Source organism: Streptomyces sp. NPDC005551 (assembly GCF_042871785.1).
GTDB lineage: Bacteria > Actinomycetota > Actinomycetes > Streptomycetales > Streptomycetaceae > Streptomyces.
Genome location: NZ_JBIAJE010000005.1, coordinates 161,590 through 180,964, shown reverse-complemented (window position 1 = coordinate 180,964; position 19,375 = coordinate 161,590). Strand labels below are relative to the sequence as shown.

Below are 19,375 nucleotides of genomic sequence, written 5' to 3'. Positions count from 1 at the left end.
CCGCGCTTCCCCCACGAGCGAGAAGAAAGGCACCACCCATGAGCGACCACGGGCAGCAGAACCCCGTAGACAAGCACCCGCAGCCCGACTTCCCGCAGCAGGAGCAGCAGCACCCAGGCTGGACCGGGCCCATGGACCCGCCGCCGGACCACGGGGAGGAGTCCTACCGGGGCAGCGGCCTGCTGACGGACCGCAAGGCCCTCCTGACCGGCGGCGACTCCGGCATCGGGCGGGCGGTGGCCCTCGCCTTCGCCCGGGAGGGCGCGGACGTCCTGTTCACCCACCTGCCCGAGGAGGCCGAGGACGCCCGCGAGACCGCACGTCTGGTGGAGGACGCCGGGCGCAAGGCCGTCGCGGTGCCCTGCGACATCCGTGAGGAGGAGCAGTGCCGCCGACTGGTCGAGCGCGCCGTCGCGGAGTTCGGCCGCATCGACATCCTGGTCAACAACGCCGCGTACCAGATGTCCCAGCCGGACGGGATCTCCGCCATCTCGACCGAGCAGTTCGACCGGGTGGTGCGCACCAACCTGTACGGCATGTTCTGGCTGTCCAAGATGGCCCTGCCGCACATGCCCGCGGGCGGCTCGATCATCAACTCGACGTCCGTGCAGGCCTACAAGCCGAGTCCGCACCTCCTCGACTACGCCATGACCAAGGGTGCGATCGTCACGTTCACCCAGGGACTGGCGCAGATGGTCGCCGGTGACGGCATCCGCGTGAACGCGGTGGCACCGGGACCCGTCTGGACGCCGCTGATCCCCGCGACGATGCCCGACACGGCCGAGTTCGGGAAGCAGTCACCCATGGGCCGGCCCGCGCAGCCCGCCGAGATGGCCCCCGCGTACGTCTTCCTGGCCTCGCAGCACGCGAGTTTCATCACCGCGGAGATCATGAACGCCACCGGTGGGACGCCCCTGCCGTAACCGGGCGACGACTCGACGGCGTACGCGGAACGCCCGCGCACGACATGGACGACGACAGGAGGACGGTGCGACAGCGGGTCACGGAACGGGCGACGGGCAGGGAACGCCACGTCGTTGTGCACACCCTGGGCTGGGAACTGGCCGAGATCCGGCGCTCCGTGTGGCGGGCCGTCACGGTGCCGGGCTCGGAACGCAACACCGCGGTGCAGTCCCTCAAGGCCGCGGGGGCGGCGCTGCTGGCGTGGGCGGTGGCCGGGTGGTGGTGGGAAGCGCCCATGGCGCTGCTGGCGCCCTGGACCGCGCTGTTCCTCATGCACCACACCGTCTACCGCTCCCTGCTGTCCGCGCTCCAGCAGTTCGTCGTGGTGCTGGTCGGCACGCTGCTGGCCGCCGGAGCGGGAGCGCTGACCCACAACGAGATGGCCGCGATGGCGCTCGCGCTGCCGATCACCGTCCTCCTCGGCAACTACGCCCGCTTCGGCTCCAACGGCCTCTACGCGCCGACCGCAGCGCTGTTCGTCCTCGTCTACGGCTCCTACACCGGCGCGGACATCCTGCACCGGCTCCTGGAGACGCTGCTCGGCGCGGTCATCGGCATCGGCGTCAACGCGCTGATCCTTCCGCCGGTGCATGTGCGCCGGGTGACCCAGCTGCGCGAGGAACTCCCGCGGTCCTGCGGCGAACTGCTGCACCAGGTCGCCGACGGACTGCGGGCGGACCACGGCCAGGAGCAGGCGCGCCGGTGGTACGAGAGCGCCCAGCGGCTCACGGACGTGGTGACGGACCTGCGCGAGGCACGCCGGTGGGCGGACGAGAGCTACCGGATCAACCCGGCCCGGCGGCTGCGCCGCATCCCGCCCGAACCGCCGGCCGCCTGGGACTTCGTCTGGGACCAGGTCACCGAGCACATCATGAGGACCACACGCGCGCTGACCGAGGCCGCCCCCCGGCCCCCGCTCCCGGCTGACGCGCGGGACGCCCTGGCGGAACTGCTGCGGGCGGCGGGCGACGTGTGCCTGCTCGACGACCACCTCCAGGAGGACGGACGCCGGGACGAGGACCGGACGCGTGAGTGCCGGCGGGCGCTGGCCGGGGCCTCCGCCGCCCACCGTCGTCTCACCACCGCGTGCGCGCACGGGCAGCGGGTGCTCACCCCCGCGACCGGCGGTGTCCTGGCCGACACCCGGCGGCTCCTGTCGGCTCTCGTGCGCATCGCGGACCCCGACGCGGTCTTCGAGGCGCAGGGCGCCCGGCAGTCTCGTACGGAGCAGCCCGTGGGGCGCTGAGCCATCCGGGCACCGCCGCGCTTCGGTCGCGACGGCCGGGGAACCCGGGGCGCATGAAGACGCACGCGGACCAGCAGAAGTCGTACTGGATCGATTCGGCGCCCGCCGCGGACCTGCCGCCTCTGGACGCGGACATCACGGTCGACGTCGCCGTGATCGGCGCGGGGATCGCCGGGCTCAGCACGGCCTGGGAACTGGCGCGCCGGGGGCGCAGCGTGGCGGTGCTGGAGGCCGACCGGATCGCCGCGGGCGTCACCGGTCACACCACGGCCAAGCTCACCGCGCTGCACACCATGATCTACGCACGGCTGCGGCACACCCGGGGGCCCGAGGGCGCCAAGCTGTACGCCCGCTCCCAGACGGAGGCCATCCGGCACGCGGCGGCGGTCGTGGACGAACTGGGCATCGACTGCGACTGGGAGGACACGGCCGCCTACACCTTCGCGCACGACCCCTCGGGCATCGCCGATCTGAAGGCGGAGGCGGAGGCCGCCCGGGAGGCCGGACTCCCGGCCGAGTACGTGACCGAGACGGGCCTGCCCTTCCCCGTCGCGGGCGCCGTCCGGGTCACGGAGCAGGTCCAGTTCCATCCACGCAAGTACCTCCTCGCGCTCGCCGACGACCTGCGCGGGCAGGGCGCGGTGATCCACGAGAGGACCAGGGTCGTCGGACTCAAGGAGGGCGAGCCCTGCCGGCTCACCACCGAGAACGGGTCGACGGTGACGGCGACGGACGTCGTGGTCGCCACGCACTACCCGATCTTCGACCGGGCGCTCCTGTTCACCCGGCTCTCCCCGCGCCGTGAACTCGTCCTGGCCGCGCCCATCCCGGCCGACCTCGATCCGCACGGCATGTTCATCACCCAGGAGCAGAGCACCCGCTCGCTGCGCACGGCCCCCTACGAGGACGGCCAACGGCTGCTGATCGTCACCGGGGAACACTTCACGCCCGGTACCGCTGACGTCGAGGAGCGGTTCGGGCGGCTCGCCCACTGGGCCACCGGGCACTTCGGGGAGCTCGCCTTCACGCACCGCTGGGCCACGCAGGACAACGAATCCAGTGACTCCGTGCCGCTCGTCGGACCACTGCACGCGGCCACCCGTCACGTGTACGTGGCCACCGGCTTCGGCGGCTGGGGTCTCAGCGGCGGCATCATGGCGGGGCAGCTCCTGTCGACGCTGATCAGCGGGGAGAAGTCGCCGTGGAGCGATCTGTACGACCCGCGGCGGGTGCTCTCGGCCGTGCGGGAGGCGCCGGCCTTCCTGAAGAACCAGGCGAAGGTGGCGCGCCACTTCGTCGGCGACCGGCTGTCGCCGCCCGGGCCCGCGCAGTCCGTGGACGACATCGCCCCGGGTGACGGAGCGGTGGTGCGGGTCGGGGGACAGCGGTGCGCGGTCTTCCGCGACGACGACGGAGAGGTGCACGCCGTCTCCGCGCGCTGTACGCACATGGGGTGCCTGGTCGCCTTCAACCGGGCGGAGCGGGCCTGGGAGTGCCCCTGCCACGGCTCTCGCTTCGGCACGGACGGCGAGATCGTCCAGGGCCCCGCCACCAAGCCGCTGGAGCGGCGCGACATCTGAGGACGGTCCCCCCGCGGGGCCGAAGAGGCAGAGGTCAGCGGGGGTGGCCGAGGGGCGCAGGGTGGATTACTTGCCTCCTGCGGGGTACCCGGCAGCCATGAAAGCGACGGGATACGAACTGGCTGTTTTCAAGGACGCGGCATTCGGCGTGATGGGGGCCTTCCTGGGCGGTCTCCTCGTCGTCGCCGCCCTGATCTGGGCCGTACGGCTCGGCATCAAGGTGCGGCGCCGGGAGCCGGAGCCCCCGAAGCCCCATGAGCAGCCCAGGCTGCCGGAGACCGGCGCCGTTCACGAGACCCGGGAGACGCCGGAGCCGAACGAGGTCCCCCGGGCCGCGGACGGGGGCGAGCGGCTCAACCCGCAGCAGGTCCGCCAGTCCGGCAGCACCACCGAGGGCGAGAACCAGCCGCGGCCCCGGTGGGACTCCGGCTCCGGTGGTTTCGGCAGCGGCGGCCCGGGCCGCACCTGACGGCTGTCACCGCCGAACGGCGCGGGCGAAGGATTCGAACGGTACGGGGTTCGGAAAGGCAGCCCCGTTGGGCTCTCCGCCGCTGACGGCGCGGAGAGCCTCAAGCCTTTCCGGGGTCCGGGACGCTCAGTTCGTGACGTGCGCCAGCACCTGGCGCATCGCGCGGTGCACGGCCTCGCGCCACTCGTCCGTCGGGTCGAGGGTCTCGAAGCCGTGGTGGCCGTGCGGCACGTCGACGACATCGACGGCCGCCCCGCAGTCCTCGGCCGCGGCCAGGAACTCCTCGACGGTGGCGGCGATCTCGGGTACCTCCAGACCCACCCGGGTCAGCACCACGGGCAGGGCGCCGGCGTGGGCCACCGCGTCCGCCGGACGGAACCGGCAGGTCATCCCCCAGTTAGGCAGCGGCGCCATGATCGGGTACGTGGCCGCCAGGCAGCGCAGCCACGCCGGGGGCGCCCCCAGCCAGTCCGCCGTGATCGGGCCGCTGCCCGAGAAGAACCACAGCGCGACCCGGTCCGCGTCCACCCGCGGATCCGCCCGGACCCGTTCCACCGCGGCGGCCACGTCCGCCGCGGCCCGCCCGTAGTCCTCCACCCCGTGCAGCCGGTGATCGAGGGTCACACCCACCACCCCCTGCCCGGCGGCATACCTGGCATAGCCCACGAGGGTGGGCCAGTCCCGGGGCGTCGGCCGGGCCCCGGCGGGCACCGGGCCGCCGTGCACGAACACCACCGCGGGCCGCGGACCCTCGGCACCGGGCAGGTACAGGTCGATGTTCCCGGCCCGCTCGCGGGGGAGTTCGGGCACGTCCAGCAGGAACGGCCGCAGATGCGCGGGCGTTTCGGCCGGGCCGGACGCCTTCAGCCGGTGCCCCTCACCGGCCGCGGCGCGCAGCAGGACCCCGGCCAGCTCGGCGGGACAGGACAGCATCGGCCAGTGCCCGGTGGGGAGTTCGAAGAAGGTGACCCCGGGGCCGGTGAGTGCCTGCAGCGCGGGATCGCCGAAGTCCACCTGCATCTGGACCAGTTCGATGCTCCCGCCGTTGCCGGTGCACAGCACCCCCGTACTGGGCACGGCGTCCACCGCGCCGGTCAGCCGCAGGGGCTGGAGCAGCGTGCCGAGCGGCTGCGGAGCGGCGAGGGCGGTGAGCCGGTCGAGCGCCGCGTCGGGTACGCCCGCGGTGCTGCCCCAGCGCGGCCACTCGTCGCGGGCGGGCGGCGCCAGTTCGCCGGTGCCACCCGCGGGCCCACTTGCGTCCGCATCGGTCCCGGCCCCCGTCGCGCCCGTACCCGCAGCTGTCCCCGCCGCGCCCGTGCCCGCACCGGCCCCCGCCGCGCCCCCGGTGGCGCGTTCGGCCAGCCGCTCGCGCAGTGCCTGGTCGGGTACGGCCGCGAGGGCCGGGACGCCGTCCTGCGGCATCCCCGCGTCCAGGTGGACGATGCGGGCGATGCGCTCGGCGCGCCGGTCGGCGGCGCCCCGCACCGGATGGATCCCGTAGTCGTGGCCGACCAGCACGATCTCCCGGCCGGCCGCCGCGTCGACCGAGTCGATCACCGCGAGCACATCCGCGACATGCGTGTCCAGGTCGACGACCGCAGTCGCCGCGTCGCGGGGGCGGCCCGGTCCGGTGAGGGCGACGGCGTGCACCTCGGCGCCCGCGGCGGTCAGCCGCGCGGCCGTCTCCTCCCACACGTGTGCGCCGGTGAACACGCCCGGCACCAGGATGAACACAGTCATGGCCTTCTCCTCGAACGTCGTCCTCCGCGGACGTCCCGATCACCCGTCCGCGCTCGCCGGTACGGTAGGAACTCCCCCTGAGGGAGGTTCAAGTGTTCACGTCCCACGACGGTCTGTGCGGCATCGGAGAGCTCGCCGAAGCGGCGGGCGTCACCGTCAAGACCGTCCGCTTCTACTCGGAACGCGGCCTGCTGCCCGAGGCGTCCCGCAGCGCCGGCGGCCACCGCCGGTACGGGCCGGGCGCGCTGGAGCGGCTGCGGCTGATCCGCTCCCTGCGCGCCTTCGACCTGCCGTTGCCCGAGGTGCGGCGCGTCCTCGACGAGGACGAGGGCTGTGCGCCGGGCGGGGTCCTGGAGGACGCCGTCGCCGGGCAGCTCCGTGAACTCGGTTCCCGCCTCCGGGAGTTGCGCTGGCGGGAGGCCGCTCTGCGGCTGGTGCAGGAGTGCCCGCCCGGCGAGCGGGCCGACCGGCTGCTCCTGGTCGGCGCCCTGACCGCCCCGCCGAGCACGGCCCCGCTCGCCCGGTTCTGGCGTGCCTGGCTGCCCGCGCGGATGCCTGCCAGGTCGACCGCCGCATTCCTGGACGTGGCGGTGCCGCAGCCGCCCGACGATCCGCGACCGGCGCATGTCCTCGCCTTCGCCCGGCTGAACGCGCTGACCCTCGCGCCGTGCCCGGACGTGGGCGGACGGCCCCAGCCCGAGGCGCACCGCACGGCGGGAGCCCGTGGGGCGGCGGTGCTGTACGCGGGTCTGGCCGAGGCGTACGAGCTGGCGGCCGTACACCTGCGACGGGACCGGGAACCGCACGGGGGCGAGGCGCTGGACAGCTTCGTCGACGCGTACGCGAGGGCGTACGGCATCCGCGACACCCCGGACTTCCGCCGCCTGCTGGCACGTCAGCTCGCGGCCGACCCGCGGATCGACATGTACTGGGAGCTGGTGGCCGAGGTCATCACCCCGCCGGGTGCCCGGGCGGAGCCCACCCCCGGGGCCGCGCACGACTGGCTGCACGCGGCGCTGACCGTCCGCCCGACCGCCTCGGCGGCCTGAGGAAGGCCCCCGGCGGGGCCGCGGTTCCGGCCCGGGCGGGGCGCGTCCGGCGCCTGTTGCCGTCCGGTGACAAAGGGGACAGGTCCGTAGCGGTGACAGGGGGCAACGAACGGGGGCTGTCGTGGGTCATAGGTGGCGTGACGGTCGGCCGGGGGCGTTCTCCGGCGTGGCCGACGCGCATCGGTACGACGAACCATCAACAGGGGGAAACATGAACATCCGTACGCGTGGCACGCGGCTCGTCCTGGCGGCTGTGGCGGTCGGCGCGGCGGTGACGGCGACCGCCGTCCCGGCGAGCGCCGCCGGATCCGGCTCGCCCCAGTTCCTGGAACCGGCCGAGCTGCCCGCGCACCCGTCGTCCGCCTGGTACGCGGGCGAAGTGACCGCCGGCCAGCCGGACCCGCTGCCGATGTGTGTCGGGGAGGCCCTGCCGTCGATCTCCAGCCACCGCGCGTACTGGACCGACCTCGACACCAACGCGCTCCAGGTCACGGTCGAGGAGCGGAGCGTGCAGCGGGCCAAGGACTTCGCGGCGCTGCTGCGCAAGGACCTCGCGGGCTGCGCGGCGAAGCTGATGGAGCAGGACCCGGAGGTGACCGCGACGCAGAAGTACTACGGCAAACTCGACGTGGAGGAGGGGGCCCACGTCTACGGCGTCCACACCGAGACCTCCTGGGGCGCCTCCGACATCAGTCTGTTCTCGGTCGGCCGGGACGGCACCGCCGTGACGGTCGTGCGGTGGGGGCAGATGGGCACCTTCCAGCACGCGAAGGTCGCCGGCTTCAAGGCGACGACCGTCACCGCGGTCAACAAGCTCCACTGAGCCCGGGTACGGAGCCGGGCACGGTCGCCCCGGACGGCTTGCCGCCGGGGACACCGACCGTGGCCGGGTCCGTGACCCGGCAGGAATGCCCCGGCTGCGGCCGGGTAGGCGACGGTGACTGCGCCCCGGGCCGATCTTGTCCCGGTGGCCCGTCCGAACTACCTGGGAATCAGTCATGGAGACACCCTCGAACGACCACACCGCCCCCGCGCCCGGCAACGCCGCGGTGCCCGCGACTCCGGCGCAGGAGGCGCTGGACACCCTCGCCCGCGACACCCAGGACGTGGTGGCGCTGGACACGCTGGCCGGGAGCGACATCCTCGTCCCCGTGCCCGACGACGCCGCCGAGGAGGACGCGGCCGACCCCTCGGCCGTGGCCCTGCCCGTGCTGGAGCAGCCGGGCGGCGTGCAGGTCGTGCCGGTGTTCACCTCCGAGGTGGAGATGGCCGGGCTGCTGCCCTCCGTGTCGCGCTACCGTCTCGTGCCGCTCGGAGCGCTCGCCGCGCAGTGGCCCGCCGGCGATCTCTCGCTCACCATCGACCCCAGTTCGCCGCGCGGACTGACCCTCACGTCCGAGGGCGTCCGCACCCTCCTGGCCCGGCCGCGGGCGTAACAGCCGCGCGCCGTACGGGCCCGGTCGCCGTCGAGGAGGGGAGCGGCCGGGTCCGCAGGGCCGGGCTCCCCGCGAGGGCCGGCCTGTGGCACCGAACGGTGGCCGTCAGCCGTCCAGCATGCGGGCGAGGGCGTCCCGTTGCAGCGGAAGCGTCTCGGCGTGCAGGTCGCGGCCCTTGGCGGTGAGGGCGACCCAGACTCCGCGCCGGTCCTCCTGGCAGACCGTCCGCTCGACCAGCCCCTCCTTCTCCAGCCGGCCGATGAGACGCGACAGGGCGCTCTGGCTGAGATGGACCCGGCCGGCGAGGTTCTGCACGCGGCAGTGCTCGCCGGCGTCCGCCGCGGTGCTGGTGGCGAGGATGTCCAGCACCTCGAAGTCGCTGGCGCCGAGGCCGTGTGGATGCAGTGCTCGGTCGATCTCGCACATCGTGCGCGCGTGCACCGACAGGATGTCCCGCCACCGATCTTCGAGGCGGGCGCCGGTCGTCTTGGCTGCCATACATGCACGGTAACAGAATGCCGCCATTCATTGAGCATGCAACTAGTGCAGACGCATGCAGCGGGGTCGGCCAGTGCCGCGGCACTAGGACCCGGCGGAGTCCTGGACCAGGCCGATCGGATTCCCGTCCGCGTCCTTCACCGAGGCGATCAGCCTGCCGCCACCGACGTCCTGGACGTCCTGGAGCGTCTCGGCCCCGGCGGCGAGCAGGGCGGACAGGGCGGCCCTGATGTCCTCGACGGTCCAGTAGGGGACCGGACCCGTCATGCCCTTGGCGTGACCGTTGGGGTCCAGGCCGGTGTCCTGTCCGGCCGTCCTGAAGCCGACGTAGTACGGCTCGTCCGCGTACGGTTCGACGCCCAGCAGGGCGCCGAAGACGGCCTTCGCCCGGGCGAGGTCCTTGACGGGGTAGACGATGGTCGTGAGGCCACTGGTCATGGCGAACTCCTCCGCGCTGGTGGGAGCCGGCGTCCTCGCGCCGGCTCCTCCAACCTAGGACGGTGAGCCGTGGACCGCTTCTCCGATCCTGACCGGTGTCTCCCGGCCCGGCCTCAGGTCGACTGGCGCCGCACCAGCTCCGTCGGCAGGATCACCGCGGCTGCGTCCTGGCCCCCGATCTGGGCGAGCAGGACCCGCACCATCTCGGAGCTGATCCGGTCCCAGGGCTGGCGGATGGTGGTGAGGGCGGGAGTGGCCGAGGTGGCGGCGGGGGAGTCGTCGAAACCACCGACCGCCACGTCCTCGGGGACCCGTCGTCCCGCCCTGTGCAGGGCGGCGAGCACTCCCTGCGCCATCAGGTCGGAGGCGACGAAGACACCGTCCATGCCGGGCGCCGCCGCCAGCAGCCGCTGCGCCCCCGCCTCGCCGCTGGCCCGGCTGTAGTCGCCGGACACGACGAGGCGCTCGTCGGCCTCGATGCCGGCCTCCGCGAGCACCTCGCGATACCCGGCGAGCCGCTCGACACCGCCCGGGGTGTCCAGCGGGCCGGTCACCATCCCGATACGGCGGCGTCCCAGGGACAGCAGGTGGCGCACCATGTCACGGGCGCCGTCCCGGTCGTCCGCGGCGACGTAACTCACCTTCGAGCCGAGCCCGATGGGCTTCCCGCACGCGACGAGCGGCACGCCCGCCTCGCGCAGCTCCTCGGCGACCGGGTCGCCGGAGTGGCTGGAGACCAGCAGCACGCCGTCGACATGGCCGGCGGTGATGTACCGCGTGATGCGCCGCCGTTCGTCCCGCGTGCCCGCGAGCATCAGCAGCAGCGGGATGTCGTGCGCGGCCAGGGCCTGCGTGCAACCACGCAGCAGCACATTGAAGTTGGGGTCCTCGAAGAACCGCTCCTGGGGTTCCGTCAGCAGGAAGCCGATGGAGTCGGAGCGTCCCGTGATGAGCGAGCGGGCGTGCCGGTTGACGACGTAACCCGTCTTGCGGATGGCGGCGTTGACGGCTTCCTGCGCGGCCGGACTGACGTAGTGGCCGCCGTTGAGGACGCGCGACACCGTCCCGCGCGAGACACCGGCCTCGCGTGCCACGTCGTGGATCGTCGGCGGCCTGCGTCTGCCCCCCGTGTTGTTCATGGTCACGACTTTACGGCTCCGGACAGCAGATCAAGGCTCCAGAAGCGCTGGATGACCAGGAACAGGGCGATCAGCGGAAGGACCGCAAGCAGGGCTCCGGTGATGACGAGGGTGTAGAGCGCCGGGGTGTTGGCTCCCTGTTCGAGCAGGGTGAACAGGCCGAGCGTGATCGGGAACTTCTCGTCGTCGCTGAGCATGATGTACGGCAGCAGGAAGTTGTTCCACACCGCGACGAACTGGAACAGGAACACCGTCACCAGTCCCGGCACCATCATCGGCAGCGCGATCCGGGTGAAGATGCGCCACTCGCTCGCCCCGTCCATCCGCCCCGCCTCCACCACGTCGGCGGGCACGGCCGCGGCAGCGTAGATCCGCGCGAGATACACGCCGTACGGGGACAGCACGAGGGGGAGGAGCACGGACGCGTAGGAGTCCGTGAGGTCGGCCTTGGCCAGCAGGAGGTACTGGGGGACGGCGAGGATCACCGGGGGCATCAGCACGCCGGCGAGCAGCACGTTGAACACGCTCTCGCGGCCCCGGAAGCGGTAGACGGCGAGCGCGTAGCCGCTCAGTGCGGAGACCGCGGTCGACAGGAGCGCCCCGAGACCGGCGTACAGGGCGGAGTTGCCCATCCACCGCCAGTAGATGCCGTCGCGGTAGGCGTGGAGGTCCTTCAGGTTCTGGGTGAAGCCGGTGCCGGGCAGGAACGTGAAGGTGGAGAACAGCTCGCGGCCCGACTTGGTCGCCGCGATCACCACCCAGGCGACCGGCAGCAGGCAGTAGACGGCGCCGAGCAGCAGCGTGAGGGTCGGGACGAGGGCGATCCGCCGCCGGAGCGGCGGCCCCTGAGCGGTCCCGGGCGTCGTGCCGGCGGCCGGGACGGACTTGCCTACGGCGAGGGAACTCATCGTGCTTCCTCCTGCTTGTTACGGGAGTTCGCGGCCCGCAGGAAGGCGAAGGACAGCAGGAGGGTGACGACGGCGATGAGCACGGCGGACGCGGCCGCGGAGTAGATGTCGCCCTTGCCGAAGGCGTCCTGGTACACCTTCATCAGCGGACTCCAGGTCGTGGAGACGGAGTTGGTGAGCGGTTTGAGGGTGGTCGGCTCGCTGAACACCTGGAGGGTCGCGATGATCGAGAAGAAGAAGGTGAGCACCAGCGAGGGCGCCACCATCGGGATCTTGATCCGCAGTGCGGTCTGCAGCGGCGTGGCGCCGTCCAGCTTCGCCGCCTCGTACACCTCGGCCGGGATCGCCCTGAGCGAGGTGTAGATGACGATCATGTTGAAGCCGGTGCCTCCCCAGATCGCGATGTTGGAGAGGGCCAGGTACAGCGGACCGCCGTCCAGCAGGTCCGGCTGGGGCAGGCCAAGTCTGTCGAGCACGAAGTAGAAGGGGCTGACGTCGGGCAGGTAGAGGAAGCCCCACAGCAGCGCCGCGACGACGCCTGGAATGGCGTACGGCAGGAAGATTGCGAGCCGGGTGACCGGCGCGAGGCGGACCCGCTCGGTGTCGAGCATCAGCGCGAAGACCAGCGCGAGGCCGAGCATGACGGGGACGACGATGGCGCCGTAGCCGAGGACGCGCAGCGCGCCGCCGAGCAGCTCGGAGTCGGTGAACGCGTCGGTGTAGTTCTCCAGTCCGGCCCACACCTCCTCGCGCGCGCCCGCGCCCAGACCCAGTCCCTTGACCTGGACCTTGTGCAGGCTGAGCCAGATCGCGTAGCCGATGGGCAGGGCGAAGAAGAGGGCGAACAGGACGCCGGCGGGGAGGAGGAAGACGTAGGGGGCGCTGCGCGTCCGCTTGACGGGGGTGGCGTACGGGGCCTTCTCGGCCCCGTACGGCGTCCGGTGTGCTGTCGTCACCGAGCGACCTCGAAGCCCTGCTTCTTCAGGTCGGCGACCGTGTCGTCCTGCATCGTCCTCAGGGCGGCACCGAAGTCCGACCTGTTCTTGGCGGCGGCGGCGAAGGCGTCCTTGAAGGACGTGTACGCCACGTTCACGTTCGGGCCCCAGGCGGCGGGCGCGGTCGTGTCGGCGATCTTCGATGCCTGCGGGTAGAAGTCCGGCTGGTTGGAGAAGAAGGCCGGCGGCTTCAGGAACGCCTCGCTGGTCTGCGCGGTCGTGGCGGCCGGGTAGATGCCGCCTTCCTTCGCAAGGGCGGTCAGCGCGTCCCGGTCCGTGTTCAGCCAGGCGGCGAACTTCGCGGCCGCCTCGCGGTGGCCGGAGTCGGTGGTGACGGCGGTCGACGAGCCGCCCCAGCTGCCGGTGACGTTGTCGGAGGCCGACCACTGCGGCAGCGGGGCCATCGCCCACTTGCCCTTGGTGTCGGGGGCGGCGGTGGTGAGTGTGCCCGGCGCCCACACCGCGCTCACCCAGGCGATCTGCTTGCCGGTGTTGAGCGCCTTGTTCCAGGCCGGCGTGTACATGGGCTGGTTGTCGATCGCGCCCTCCTTCACCAGCCCGCCCCAGAAGTCGGCGACCTTCCGCGTCGCCCCGTCGTCGATGGCGACCTTCCACTTGTCGCCCGAGGTCGTCCACCACTTGGCGCCGGCCTGCTGCGCGAGACCGGCGAAGAGTCCGGAGTCGTTGGCGGAGAAGGTGGTCAGGTCCTTCTCCGGGGCCTTCTTCTTCAGCGCCCGGGCGGTCTCGGCGAACTCGTCCCAGGTCGTCGGGACCGTCAGTCCGTACTTCTTGAAGAGATCCTCGCGGTAGTAGAACATCATCGGCCCGGAGTCCTGCGGAATCGCGTAGACCGCGTCCGAGCCCAGGGTGGTCTGCTGCCAGACGCCGTCGGCGAACTTGTCCTTCACCCCGTCCACGTCACCGGATATGTCGGCGAGCGCGTCGTTGCTGACCAGGGTCGGCAGGGCCTGGTACTCGGCCTGCACCAGGTCGGGGGCCTTCTTCGCCTTGTGCGCGGTGAGGATCTTGGTGACGAGCGTGTCACCGGACGCCTGCTTCTTGACCGTGACCTCGATCTGCTGCTTCTTGCCCGGCCCCTTGTTCCACAGGTCGACGACCTTGTCCATGCCCGGGGTCCAGGTCCAGTACGTCAGCGAGACCGGCCCCGACTCGGCCGTGCCGTCGTCCGACGAGCCGCAGCCGGCGAGTGCGGTGGTGCCGAGCGCGACGGCGACCGTACCGGCGGCGAGGCGGTGGAGCTTCTTGTTCGGCATGGAATGTTCTCCCCTGAGCTGGGTCCCCGCCTGCTGCGGACGACCTGCCATGCTTCTGTGAGCGTTCACAGTAGAGAAACATCCCGGACACTTGTCAATGGTTGTTGCTGTGCGGTTATGTTGAGCTCTCGCCGTCGGCGATGTCTGTGCACGTTCCCAAATGATCGACCAAACGGGAGAGATCCATGCCGGAGACCACCCCGAAGGGCCTCACCGGGCTCGCCTTCGGTGGGGACTACAACCCCGAGCAGTGGCCGGAGTCCGTCTGGCGCGAGGACGTCCGGCTGATGCGGGAGGCCGGCGTCACGATGGTGAGCGTCGGGATCTTCTCCTGGGCGCTCCTCGAACCCGCGCCGGGCGCCTACGAGTTCGGCTGGCTGGACCGCGTCCTCGACCTGCTCCACGAGAACGGCATCCGGGCCGACCTCGGCACGCCGACCGTGGCTCCGCCCGCCTGGTTCTACCGCGCCCACCCCGAAGCGCTGCCGGTGGCCGCCGACGGCACCCGCTACGAGTTCGGCTCGCGCGGCGCCATCTGCCACAGCAACGCCGACTACCGCAGGGCCGCCGCAGCCGTCACCACCCGGCTCGCCACGAGGTACGCCGACCACCCGGCGCTCGCCCTGTGGCACGTCCACAACGAGTACGGCGTGCCGGTCTCCGCCTGCTACTGCGAGAGCTGCGCCGCACACTTCCGCCGCTGGCTCACCCGCGCGTACGGGACCGTGGACGCGCTCAACGAGGCCTGGGGCACCGCCTTCTGGGGCCAGCGCTACGCCACGATCGACGAGGTCAACCCGCCGCGCGCGACCCCCACGGTCGGCAATCCTGCCCAGGCCCTGGACTACAGGCGGTTCGCGGACGCCACCCTGCGCGAGAACTTCGTCGCCGAGCGGGACATCCTGCACCGCCTCGCGCCCGGCATCCCCGTCACCACCAACTTCATGACCGCCCTGAGCCAGTGCGACTCCATCGACTACTGGGCCTGGGGCCGCGAGGTCGACCTCGTCACCAACGACCACTACCTGATCACCGACGGCCGCCGCACCCACGTGAACCTCGCCATGGCCGCCGACCTCACCCGCTCGGTGGGCGGCGGCGCGCCCTGGCTGCTGCTCGAACACTCGACGTCGGGGGTGAACTGGCAGCCGCGCAACCCCGCGAAGGCCCCCGGCCAGATGGCCCGCAACTCCCTGGCACACGTGGCCCGCGGCTCCGAGGGCGCGATGTTCTTCCAGTGGCGGCAGTCACGCCGCGGTGCCGAGAAGTTCCACTCGGCGATGCTGCCGCACGCCGGCACGGACTCGCGGGTGTGGCGCGAGGTCGTCGAACTCGGCTCGGCCGTCGAGTCGCTGGCCTCTCTCAAGGGCACGCGCACGGTCGCCGACGCCGCGATGCTCTGGGACTGGCAGTCCTGGTGGGCGCAGGGCCTCCAGTGGCGGCCCAGCGAGGACCACGACGCCCGCGAGCGCGCCGACGCGTTCTACGAGGCGCTCTACGACCGGCACCTCACGGTCGACTTCGCCCACCCGGAAGCCGACTTGTCGCCCTATCCCCTTGTCGTCGTACCCGCCCTGTACCTGATGACGGAGACCGCCGGCAGGAACGTGCGCGCGTACGTCGAGAACGGCGGCACCCTCGTCGTCTCGTACTTCTCCGGCATCGTCGACGAGCACGACGCCGTGCATGACGGCGCGTACCCGGGGGCGCTGCGGGACGTACTCGGCCTGACCGTCGAGGAGTTCTCGCCGCTGCTCGCCGACGACCGGGTGCGCGTCACCGGACCCGACGGCCGCGAACTCACCGGCGACGTCTGGACCGAGTTCGTCGTGCCCCGCGGCGCCGAGACCGTGTGCACGTACGCCGACGGCCTCGCCGCGGGCCGGCCGGCCGTCACCCGGCACCGCCTGGGCGGGGGTTCGGCCTGGTACGTGTCCACCCGCCTGGCCGCCCGGGGGCTCGACGCCCTGCTGGGCTGGGCCGCCGACGACGCCGGGATCGCACCGCGCGCCGACCTGCCGCGCGACGTCGAAGTGGTGCGCCGCAGCGGCGAGTCGGGCACCTACGTCTTCGCCGTCAACCACACCGCGTCGGACGCCAAGGTCCCGCTGGACGCCCACGGCACCGAGCTGCTGACGGGCGAGCGCGCCGCCGGCCGCCTCGCGGTTCCCGCGGGCGCGGTCCGGGTCGTACGACTCGACGGCTGACCCCCGGTGCGGCGCGGCCCGCAGACGCACCGCATCCCCGGGCGGGCCGACCCACCCGACGACGGCCGTGCCGTGCGTCGACGGCCCGCCCCCTCAGACACCGGCCGGACTCCGGGGGGACATCCGGCCGGTCACGGCGGTGCCGTGTCCGGGCCTTCGGTCACGGCACCGCTCGCCCCCTGTCTCCCCGCCTTCGTCGAAGGGACGACGATGTTCCACGCGAGACGCGCCCTACGGACCCTGCTGATACCGCTCTTCGCGGGTCTGGCCCTCACCACCCTCCCCGCCGCCCCGGCCCACGCCGCCGCCACCCTCACCAACGGCGGTTTCGAGTCCAACGGCAGCGGGACGGCGACACCCACCGGCTGGTCGACGTACTCCGCGGCCGGCCGGAACGCCGCCTCGTTCACCGAGGCCGGCGGCCACAGCGGCGGCTACCGCCTCACCCACTGGTCGTCCTCCGCCTACAAGGTCGAGACCTACCAGTACCTGTCCGGCCTCACCAACGGGAAGTACACCCTCACCGCCTGGGTGCGCTCCGGCGGCGGCCAGAATTCGGCCTACCTCGCGCTGAAGGGCTGCGGCAGCGCGGAGCAGCGCACCGACCTGCCCGTCTCCAGCAGCGGCTGGATCCGGATCGTCACCTCCGTCGCCGTGACGAACAACCAGTGCACGATCAGCGTCAACTCCGACGCCGGCGCGGGCAACTGGATCAACGTCGACGACCTGACCTTCACCTCCGGCGCCACCGCGGTCCCGGTCAAGGGCGCCGACATCTCCTCACTCGCCAAGAGCGAGGCCCTCGGCGGTGTCTACAGGAGCGGTTCCGGCGCGAAGGGCGACGCGCTCGCCCTCCTCAAGTCCGCCGGTATGAACTACGCCCGCCTCAAGGTCTGGGTGAACCCGGCCGACGGCTACAACAACAAGACGCGCGTCCTCGCCCTCGCCAAGCGCGTCAAGGCCCAGGGCATGAAGCTCCTGGTCGACTTCCACTACTCGGACACCTGGGCCGATCCCGGCGCCCAGACCAAACCGGCGGCGTGGTCGGGCCACTCGTACAGCCTGCTCAAGACGGACGTGTACAACCACACGTACGACGTCCTCAACGCCCTGAAGGCGCAGGGCACCACCGCCGACATGGTGCAGATCGGCAACGAGACCAACGCCGGCATGCTCTGGTCCGAGGGCTCGACGGACAACTGGCCCCAGCTCGCCGGACTGCTCAACTCCGGCTACAGCGCCGCCAAGGCGGTCTCCTCGTCGACCGTCGTGGCCCTGCACCTCGCCAAGGGCGGCGACCTGGCGGGCACCCGCTGGTGGTTCGACAGCGCGGTCGCGAACGGCGTGCGCTTCGACGCCGTCGGCCTGTCGTACTACGGCTACTGGCACGGTTCGTTCGCCGATTTCCAGACCACCCTGGACGACGCCGCGGCCCGCTACGGCAAGCCCGTCTTCGTCGCCGAGACGGCCTACCCGTTCCGCCTGGACAGCGACGACCCGCTCACCAACATCATCGACACCACCGGTGAGCTGGTCCCCGGCTACGCCGCCTCGCCGGCCGGGCAGACCGCCTGGATGCGGGACGTGACGAGCATCGTGGAGGCCGTCCCGAACGGCCGCGGACTCGGTGTCTTCTACTGGGAGGCCACCTGGACCGCCGTCACCGGCAACGGCTGGGACCCCACGGACCCGGCCTCGGGGAACGGCTGGGAGAACCAGGCGCTCTTCGACTACGACGACAAGGCGCTTCCGGCCATGTCGTGGTTCAGTCACCGCTGAGCGTGTGAGGGCCCGGCTGCCGGGGCAGCCGGGCCCTCGAGGTGGCACCGGCCCGCCACGACGCCCCGTTGGCTGTTTCTGCCCCTAGGGCCCCCGGCAAAGGACACAAGGGCCCTGCACGTCACCTCCGGACGCGGGACAGTGGACCGAGAAGCCAGCGACGGAGGGGGACGAGATGCTGAAGGTGCCCGCCGGTGAGGACCGCCTGGAGATCCTGGAGTGGATGAGGAACCCCGCCGGATCCGCGACGCCGCGCGACCGGGACGCGGACGGCGTCAGCTCCACCTCGGTCGCCGCCGCGCTCGGCATGAGCCTTCCCGTCGCGAGCGCGCACCTGGACCTCCTCGCCCGGCTCGGGCTGCTGCGCGCCGAGCGCACCGGGGGACGCACCGTCTACCGTCGTGACGAGTACCGCATCGCCGAGGTCAAGCACCTCTTCGAGAAGGGCTGGTAGCCGCGCACCGCCGCGGGAACCGCCCCCACGACGAAAGGCAGAGGTGCATGGCTCACCCGCCCGGCACCGGCCGCCCCGCCGCGCTCACCCCCCGACGGTACGTCGGAATCGGCGGCCGTGGCCCCGAGGACGTGGTCGCCGACGCCCGGGGCCGGGTGCTCAGCGGTGACGAGGACGGGCGCATCCTGCGCGTCGACGGCCTCACGAGCGCCGGTCCCGCCCGCGTCGAGGTGCTCGCGGAGACCGGCGGCAGAGCCCTGGGTCTCGAACTGCTCCCGGACGGCGACCTGTTGGTGTGCGACGCGCGCCGAGGACTGCTGCGGGTCCGCCTCGACGACGGGACCGTGCGCGTCCTCGCCGACTCGGTGGCCGGCGAGACCCTCCGCTCCTGCAGCAACGTGATCGCGCTCTCCGACGTAACCGTCTACTTCACCGTCTCCAGCCGGCACCACCCCCTCGAACACTGGATCGGCGACCTCGTCGAGCACACGGGAACCGGACGCCTGCCGCGCCTCGCGCCGGGGGACACCGAACCCGAAGTGGTCCTGGAGGGGCTCCAGTTCGCCAACGGCCTCGCGGCCGCGGCCGACGAGTCGTTCCTGGTCGTCGCGGAGACCGGGGCCGCCCGCCTCACCCGCCACCGGCTCACCGGACCGCGGGCCGGGCGGAGCGAGACCTTCGCCGACGACCTCCCCGGGCAGCCGGACAACATCTGGCGCGCGCCCGGGGGCCTCATCTGGGTGGCGCCGGCCGGCCCCCGCGTCGCCGGCCTGGGCTTCCTGCACCGGCGCGGCCCCGCCGTGCGCCGCGCCGCGGCCCGGGTGGCGGTACGCGCCCCCTTCCGTCCGACCGGGTTCGCCGGTGTCCTGGCCTTCGATGACCAGGGCCGGACCGTGCACCACCTGGAGCGCCGCCACGCGGGCTTCCGCATGGTCACCAGCGTGTGCGAGGCCGACGGCCTGCTCGTCCTGGGCAGCCTGTGGGAGAAGGGCCTCGCCGTCTGCGAGCCGCCCGCCGCCGCGGACTGACCCGAGTGCGGGAGCAACGCCGCCGGGGCTACGCTGGTCACCGGCCACGATCCGGTCCGCGGCGCGGTGATGGTGCCCGCCGTAACCGAACGGCGGCACAGGCGCCGCCAACGGTCCCCCCAGCGCGATGGCGCGCACCCGGCCGACCGAGCCCCGGCGAGCAGGAGTCGTA

General features: G+C 72.4%; 18 protein-coding genes. 11 read left to right on the top strand and 7 right to left on the bottom strand.

The annotated features are described in order from the left end of the window. Positions 1-38: 38 nt before the first annotated feature. The 4 genes from ACFYP4_RS16225 (at position 39) to ACFYP4_RS16210 (ending at position 4,258) form a co-directional block, all read left to right on the top strand. Positions 39-923 carry an SDR family oxidoreductase gene (locus tag ACFYP4_RS16225; protein WP_358852152.1) on the top strand — a complete coding sequence of 295 codons (885 nt, stop codon included), beginning with the start codon at positions 39-41 and terminating at the stop codon, positions 921-923. 44 nt (positions 924-967) lie between these two features. Continuing rightward, positions 968-2,209 carry an aromatic acid exporter family protein gene (locus ACFYP4_RS16220; protein ID WP_388785869.1) on the top strand — a complete coding sequence of 414 codons (1,242 nt, stop codon included), beginning with the start codon at positions 968-970 and terminating at the stop codon, positions 2,207-2,209. Positions 2,210-2,262: 53 nt separating this feature from the next. Further along, on the top strand, positions 2,263-3,789 hold the full coding sequence (locus tag ACFYP4_RS16215) for an FAD-dependent oxidoreductase (protein WP_358852150.1): 1,527 nt from the start codon (positions 2,263-2,265) through the stop codon (positions 3,787-3,789). 97 nt (positions 3,790-3,886) lie between these two features. Next, positions 3,887-4,258, top strand: a complete 372-nt coding sequence (locus ACFYP4_RS16210) for a DUF6479 family protein (protein WP_358852149.1) — start codon at positions 3,887-3,889, stop codon at positions 4,256-4,258. A gap of 126 nt (positions 4,259-4,384) precedes the next feature. Here ACFYP4_RS16210 and ACFYP4_RS16205 read toward each other — a convergent pair whose 3' ends face one another. Next, on the bottom strand, positions 4,385-5,998 hold the full coding sequence (locus ACFYP4_RS16205) for an alpha/beta fold hydrolase (protein ID WP_388785867.1): 1,614 nt from the start codon (positions 5,996-5,998) through the stop codon (positions 4,385-4,387). 92 nt (positions 5,999-6,090) lie between these two features. Here ACFYP4_RS16205 and ACFYP4_RS16200 point away from each other — a divergent pair, with 92 nt between their 5' ends. From ACFYP4_RS16200 to ACFYP4_RS16190, 3 genes are all read left to right on the top strand, one after another. Further along, positions 6,091-7,047, top strand: coding sequence for a MerR family transcriptional regulator (locus ACFYP4_RS16200; RefSeq protein WP_388785865.1), 957 nt, complete (start codon positions 6,091-6,093; stop codon positions 7,045-7,047). Positions 7,048-7,258: 211 nt separating this feature from the next. Continuing rightward, positions 7,259-7,870 (top strand): hypothetical protein, encoded by a 612-nt coding sequence (locus ACFYP4_RS16195; protein WP_358852146.1) that lies wholly within the window; start codon positions 7,259-7,261, stop codon positions 7,868-7,870. A gap of 175 nt (positions 7,871-8,045) precedes the next feature. Beyond that, positions 8,046-8,483, top strand: a complete 438-nt coding sequence (locus ACFYP4_RS16190; RefSeq protein WP_358852145.1) for an SseB family protein — start codon at positions 8,046-8,048, stop codon at positions 8,481-8,483. Between the two features lie 105 nt (positions 8,484-8,588). Here the strand turns inward: ACFYP4_RS16190 and ACFYP4_RS16185 are convergent, their stop codons facing one another. The 6 genes from ACFYP4_RS16185 to ACFYP4_RS16160 all read right to left on the bottom strand — a co-directional run bounded on the left by ACFYP4_RS16185 (position 8,589) and on the right by ACFYP4_RS16160 (position 13,735). Further along, the gene (locus ACFYP4_RS16185) at positions 8,589-8,981 is read right to left on the bottom strand and encodes a MarR family transcriptional regulator (RefSeq protein WP_358852144.1); all 393 of its coding nucleotides are present in this window, start codon (positions 8,979-8,981) and stop codon (positions 8,589-8,591) included. 84 nt (positions 8,982-9,065) lie between these two features. Next, entirely contained in the window at positions 9,066-9,419 is a 354-nt protein-coding gene (locus ACFYP4_RS16180; protein ID WP_358852143.1) for a VOC family protein, read from the bottom strand. Positions 9,420-9,532: 113 nt separating this feature from the next. Next, the gene (locus ACFYP4_RS16175) at positions 9,533-10,564 is read right to left on the bottom strand and encodes a LacI family DNA-binding transcriptional regulator (RefSeq protein WP_358852142.1); all 1,032 of its coding nucleotides are present in this window, start codon (positions 10,562-10,564) and stop codon (positions 9,533-9,535) included. Further along, positions 10,561-11,466: a carbohydrate ABC transporter permease gene (locus ACFYP4_RS16170; RefSeq protein WP_358852141.1), complete on the bottom strand. Its 906-nt coding sequence runs from the start codon at positions 11,464-11,466 to the stop codon at positions 10,561-10,563. Before ACFYP4_RS16170 ends, ACFYP4_RS16175 begins: the two co-directional genes overlap by 4 nt. After that, positions 11,463-12,422 carry a sugar ABC transporter permease gene (locus tag ACFYP4_RS16165; protein WP_358852140.1) on the bottom strand — a complete coding sequence of 320 codons (960 nt, stop codon included), beginning with the start codon at positions 12,420-12,422 and terminating at the stop codon, positions 11,463-11,465. The genes ACFYP4_RS16170 and ACFYP4_RS16165 overlap by 4 nt, the downstream gene beginning before the upstream one ends. Then, complete coding sequence (locus ACFYP4_RS16160) at positions 12,419-13,735, bottom strand: ABC transporter substrate-binding protein (RefSeq protein WP_388785861.1); 1,317 nt, start codon at positions 13,733-13,735, stop codon at positions 12,419-12,421. Before ACFYP4_RS16160 ends, ACFYP4_RS16165 begins: the two co-directional genes overlap by 4 nt. A gap of 185 nt (positions 13,736-13,920) precedes the next feature. Here ACFYP4_RS16160 and ACFYP4_RS16155 point away from each other — a divergent pair, with 185 nt between their 5' ends. The 4 genes from ACFYP4_RS16155 to ACFYP4_RS16140 all read left to right on the top strand — a co-directional run bounded on the left by ACFYP4_RS16155 (position 13,921) and on the right by ACFYP4_RS16140 (position 19,203). After that, the gene (locus ACFYP4_RS16155; protein WP_358852138.1) at positions 13,921-15,942 is read left to right on the top strand and encodes a beta-galactosidase; all 2,022 of its coding nucleotides are present in this window, start codon (positions 13,921-13,923) and stop codon (positions 15,940-15,942) included. Positions 15,943-16,152: 210 nt separating this feature from the next. After that, positions 16,153-17,721, top strand: a complete 1,569-nt coding sequence (locus ACFYP4_RS16150) for an arabinogalactan endo-1,4-beta-galactosidase (protein ID WP_358852137.1) — start codon at positions 16,153-16,155, stop codon at positions 17,719-17,721. A 175-nt stretch (positions 17,722-17,896) separates the two neighbouring features. Beyond that, positions 17,897-18,175, top strand: coding sequence for an ArsR family transcriptional regulator (locus ACFYP4_RS16145; protein ID WP_388785859.1), 279 nt, complete (start codon positions 17,897-17,899; stop codon positions 18,173-18,175). A gap of 47 nt (positions 18,176-18,222) precedes the next feature. Then, positions 18,223-19,203 (top strand): SMP-30/gluconolactonase/LRE family protein, encoded by a 981-nt coding sequence (locus tag ACFYP4_RS16140; RefSeq protein WP_388785857.1) that lies wholly within the window; start codon positions 18,223-18,225, stop codon positions 19,201-19,203. Positions 19,204-19,375: the final 172 nt, after the last annotated feature.

What these genes read in the sequence shown, in the direction of transcription:
- ACFYP4_RS16185 (WP_358852144.1), bottom strand. Translation starts at nt 8,981, where the DNA reads ATGGCAGCCAAGACGACCGGCGCCCGCCTCGAAGATCGGTGGCGGGAC.
- ACFYP4_RS16160 (WP_388785861.1), bottom strand. Translation starts at nt 13,735, where the DNA reads ATGCCGAACAAGAAGCTCCACCGCCTCGCCGCCGGTACGGTCGCCGTC.
- ACFYP4_RS16145 (WP_388785859.1), top strand. Translation starts at nt 17,897, where the DNA reads ATGCTGAAGGTGCCCGCCGGTGAGGACCGCCTGGAGATCCTGGAGTGG.
- ACFYP4_RS16210 (WP_358852149.1), top strand. Translation starts at nt 3,887, where the DNA reads ATGAAAGCGACGGGATACGAACTGGCTGTTTTCAAGGACGCGGCATTC.
- ACFYP4_RS16215 (WP_358852150.1), top strand. Translation starts at nt 2,263, where the DNA reads ATGAAGACGCACGCGGACCAGCAGAAGTCGTACTGGATCGATTCGGCG.
- ACFYP4_RS16190 (WP_358852145.1), top strand. Translation starts at nt 8,046, where the DNA reads ATGGAGACACCCTCGAACGACCACACCGCCCCCGCGCCCGGCAACGCC.
- ACFYP4_RS16155 (WP_358852138.1), top strand. Translation starts at nt 13,921, where the DNA reads ATGCCGGAGACCACCCCGAAGGGCCTCACCGGGCTCGCCTTCGGTGGG.
- ACFYP4_RS16150 (WP_358852137.1), top strand. Translation starts at nt 16,153, where the DNA reads ATGTTCCACGCGAGACGCGCCCTACGGACCCTGCTGATACCGCTCTTC.
- ACFYP4_RS16170 (WP_358852141.1), bottom strand. Translation starts at nt 11,466, where the DNA reads ATGAGTTCCCTCGCCGTAGGCAAGTCCGTCCCGGCCGCCGGCACGACG.
- ACFYP4_RS16225 (WP_358852152.1), top strand. Translation starts at nt 39, where the DNA reads ATGAGCGACCACGGGCAGCAGAACCCCGTAGACAAGCACCCGCAGCCC.
- ACFYP4_RS16220 (WP_388785869.1), top strand. Translation starts at nt 968, where the DNA reads ATGGACGACGACAGGAGGACGGTGCGACAGCGGGTCACGGAACGGGCG.
- ACFYP4_RS16140 (WP_388785857.1), top strand. Translation starts at nt 18,223, where the DNA reads ATGGCTCACCCGCCCGGCACCGGCCGCCCCGCCGCGCTCACCCCCCGA.
- ACFYP4_RS16180 (WP_358852143.1), bottom strand. Translation starts at nt 9,419, where the DNA reads ATGACCAGTGGCCTCACGACCATCGTCTACCCCGTCAAGGACCTCGCC.
- ACFYP4_RS16205 (WP_388785867.1), bottom strand. Translation starts at nt 5,998, where the DNA reads ATGACTGTGTTCATCCTGGTGCCGGGCGTGTTCACCGGCGCACACGTG.
- ACFYP4_RS16195 (WP_358852146.1), top strand. Translation starts at nt 7,259, where the DNA reads ATGAACATCCGTACGCGTGGCACGCGGCTCGTCCTGGCGGCTGTGGCG.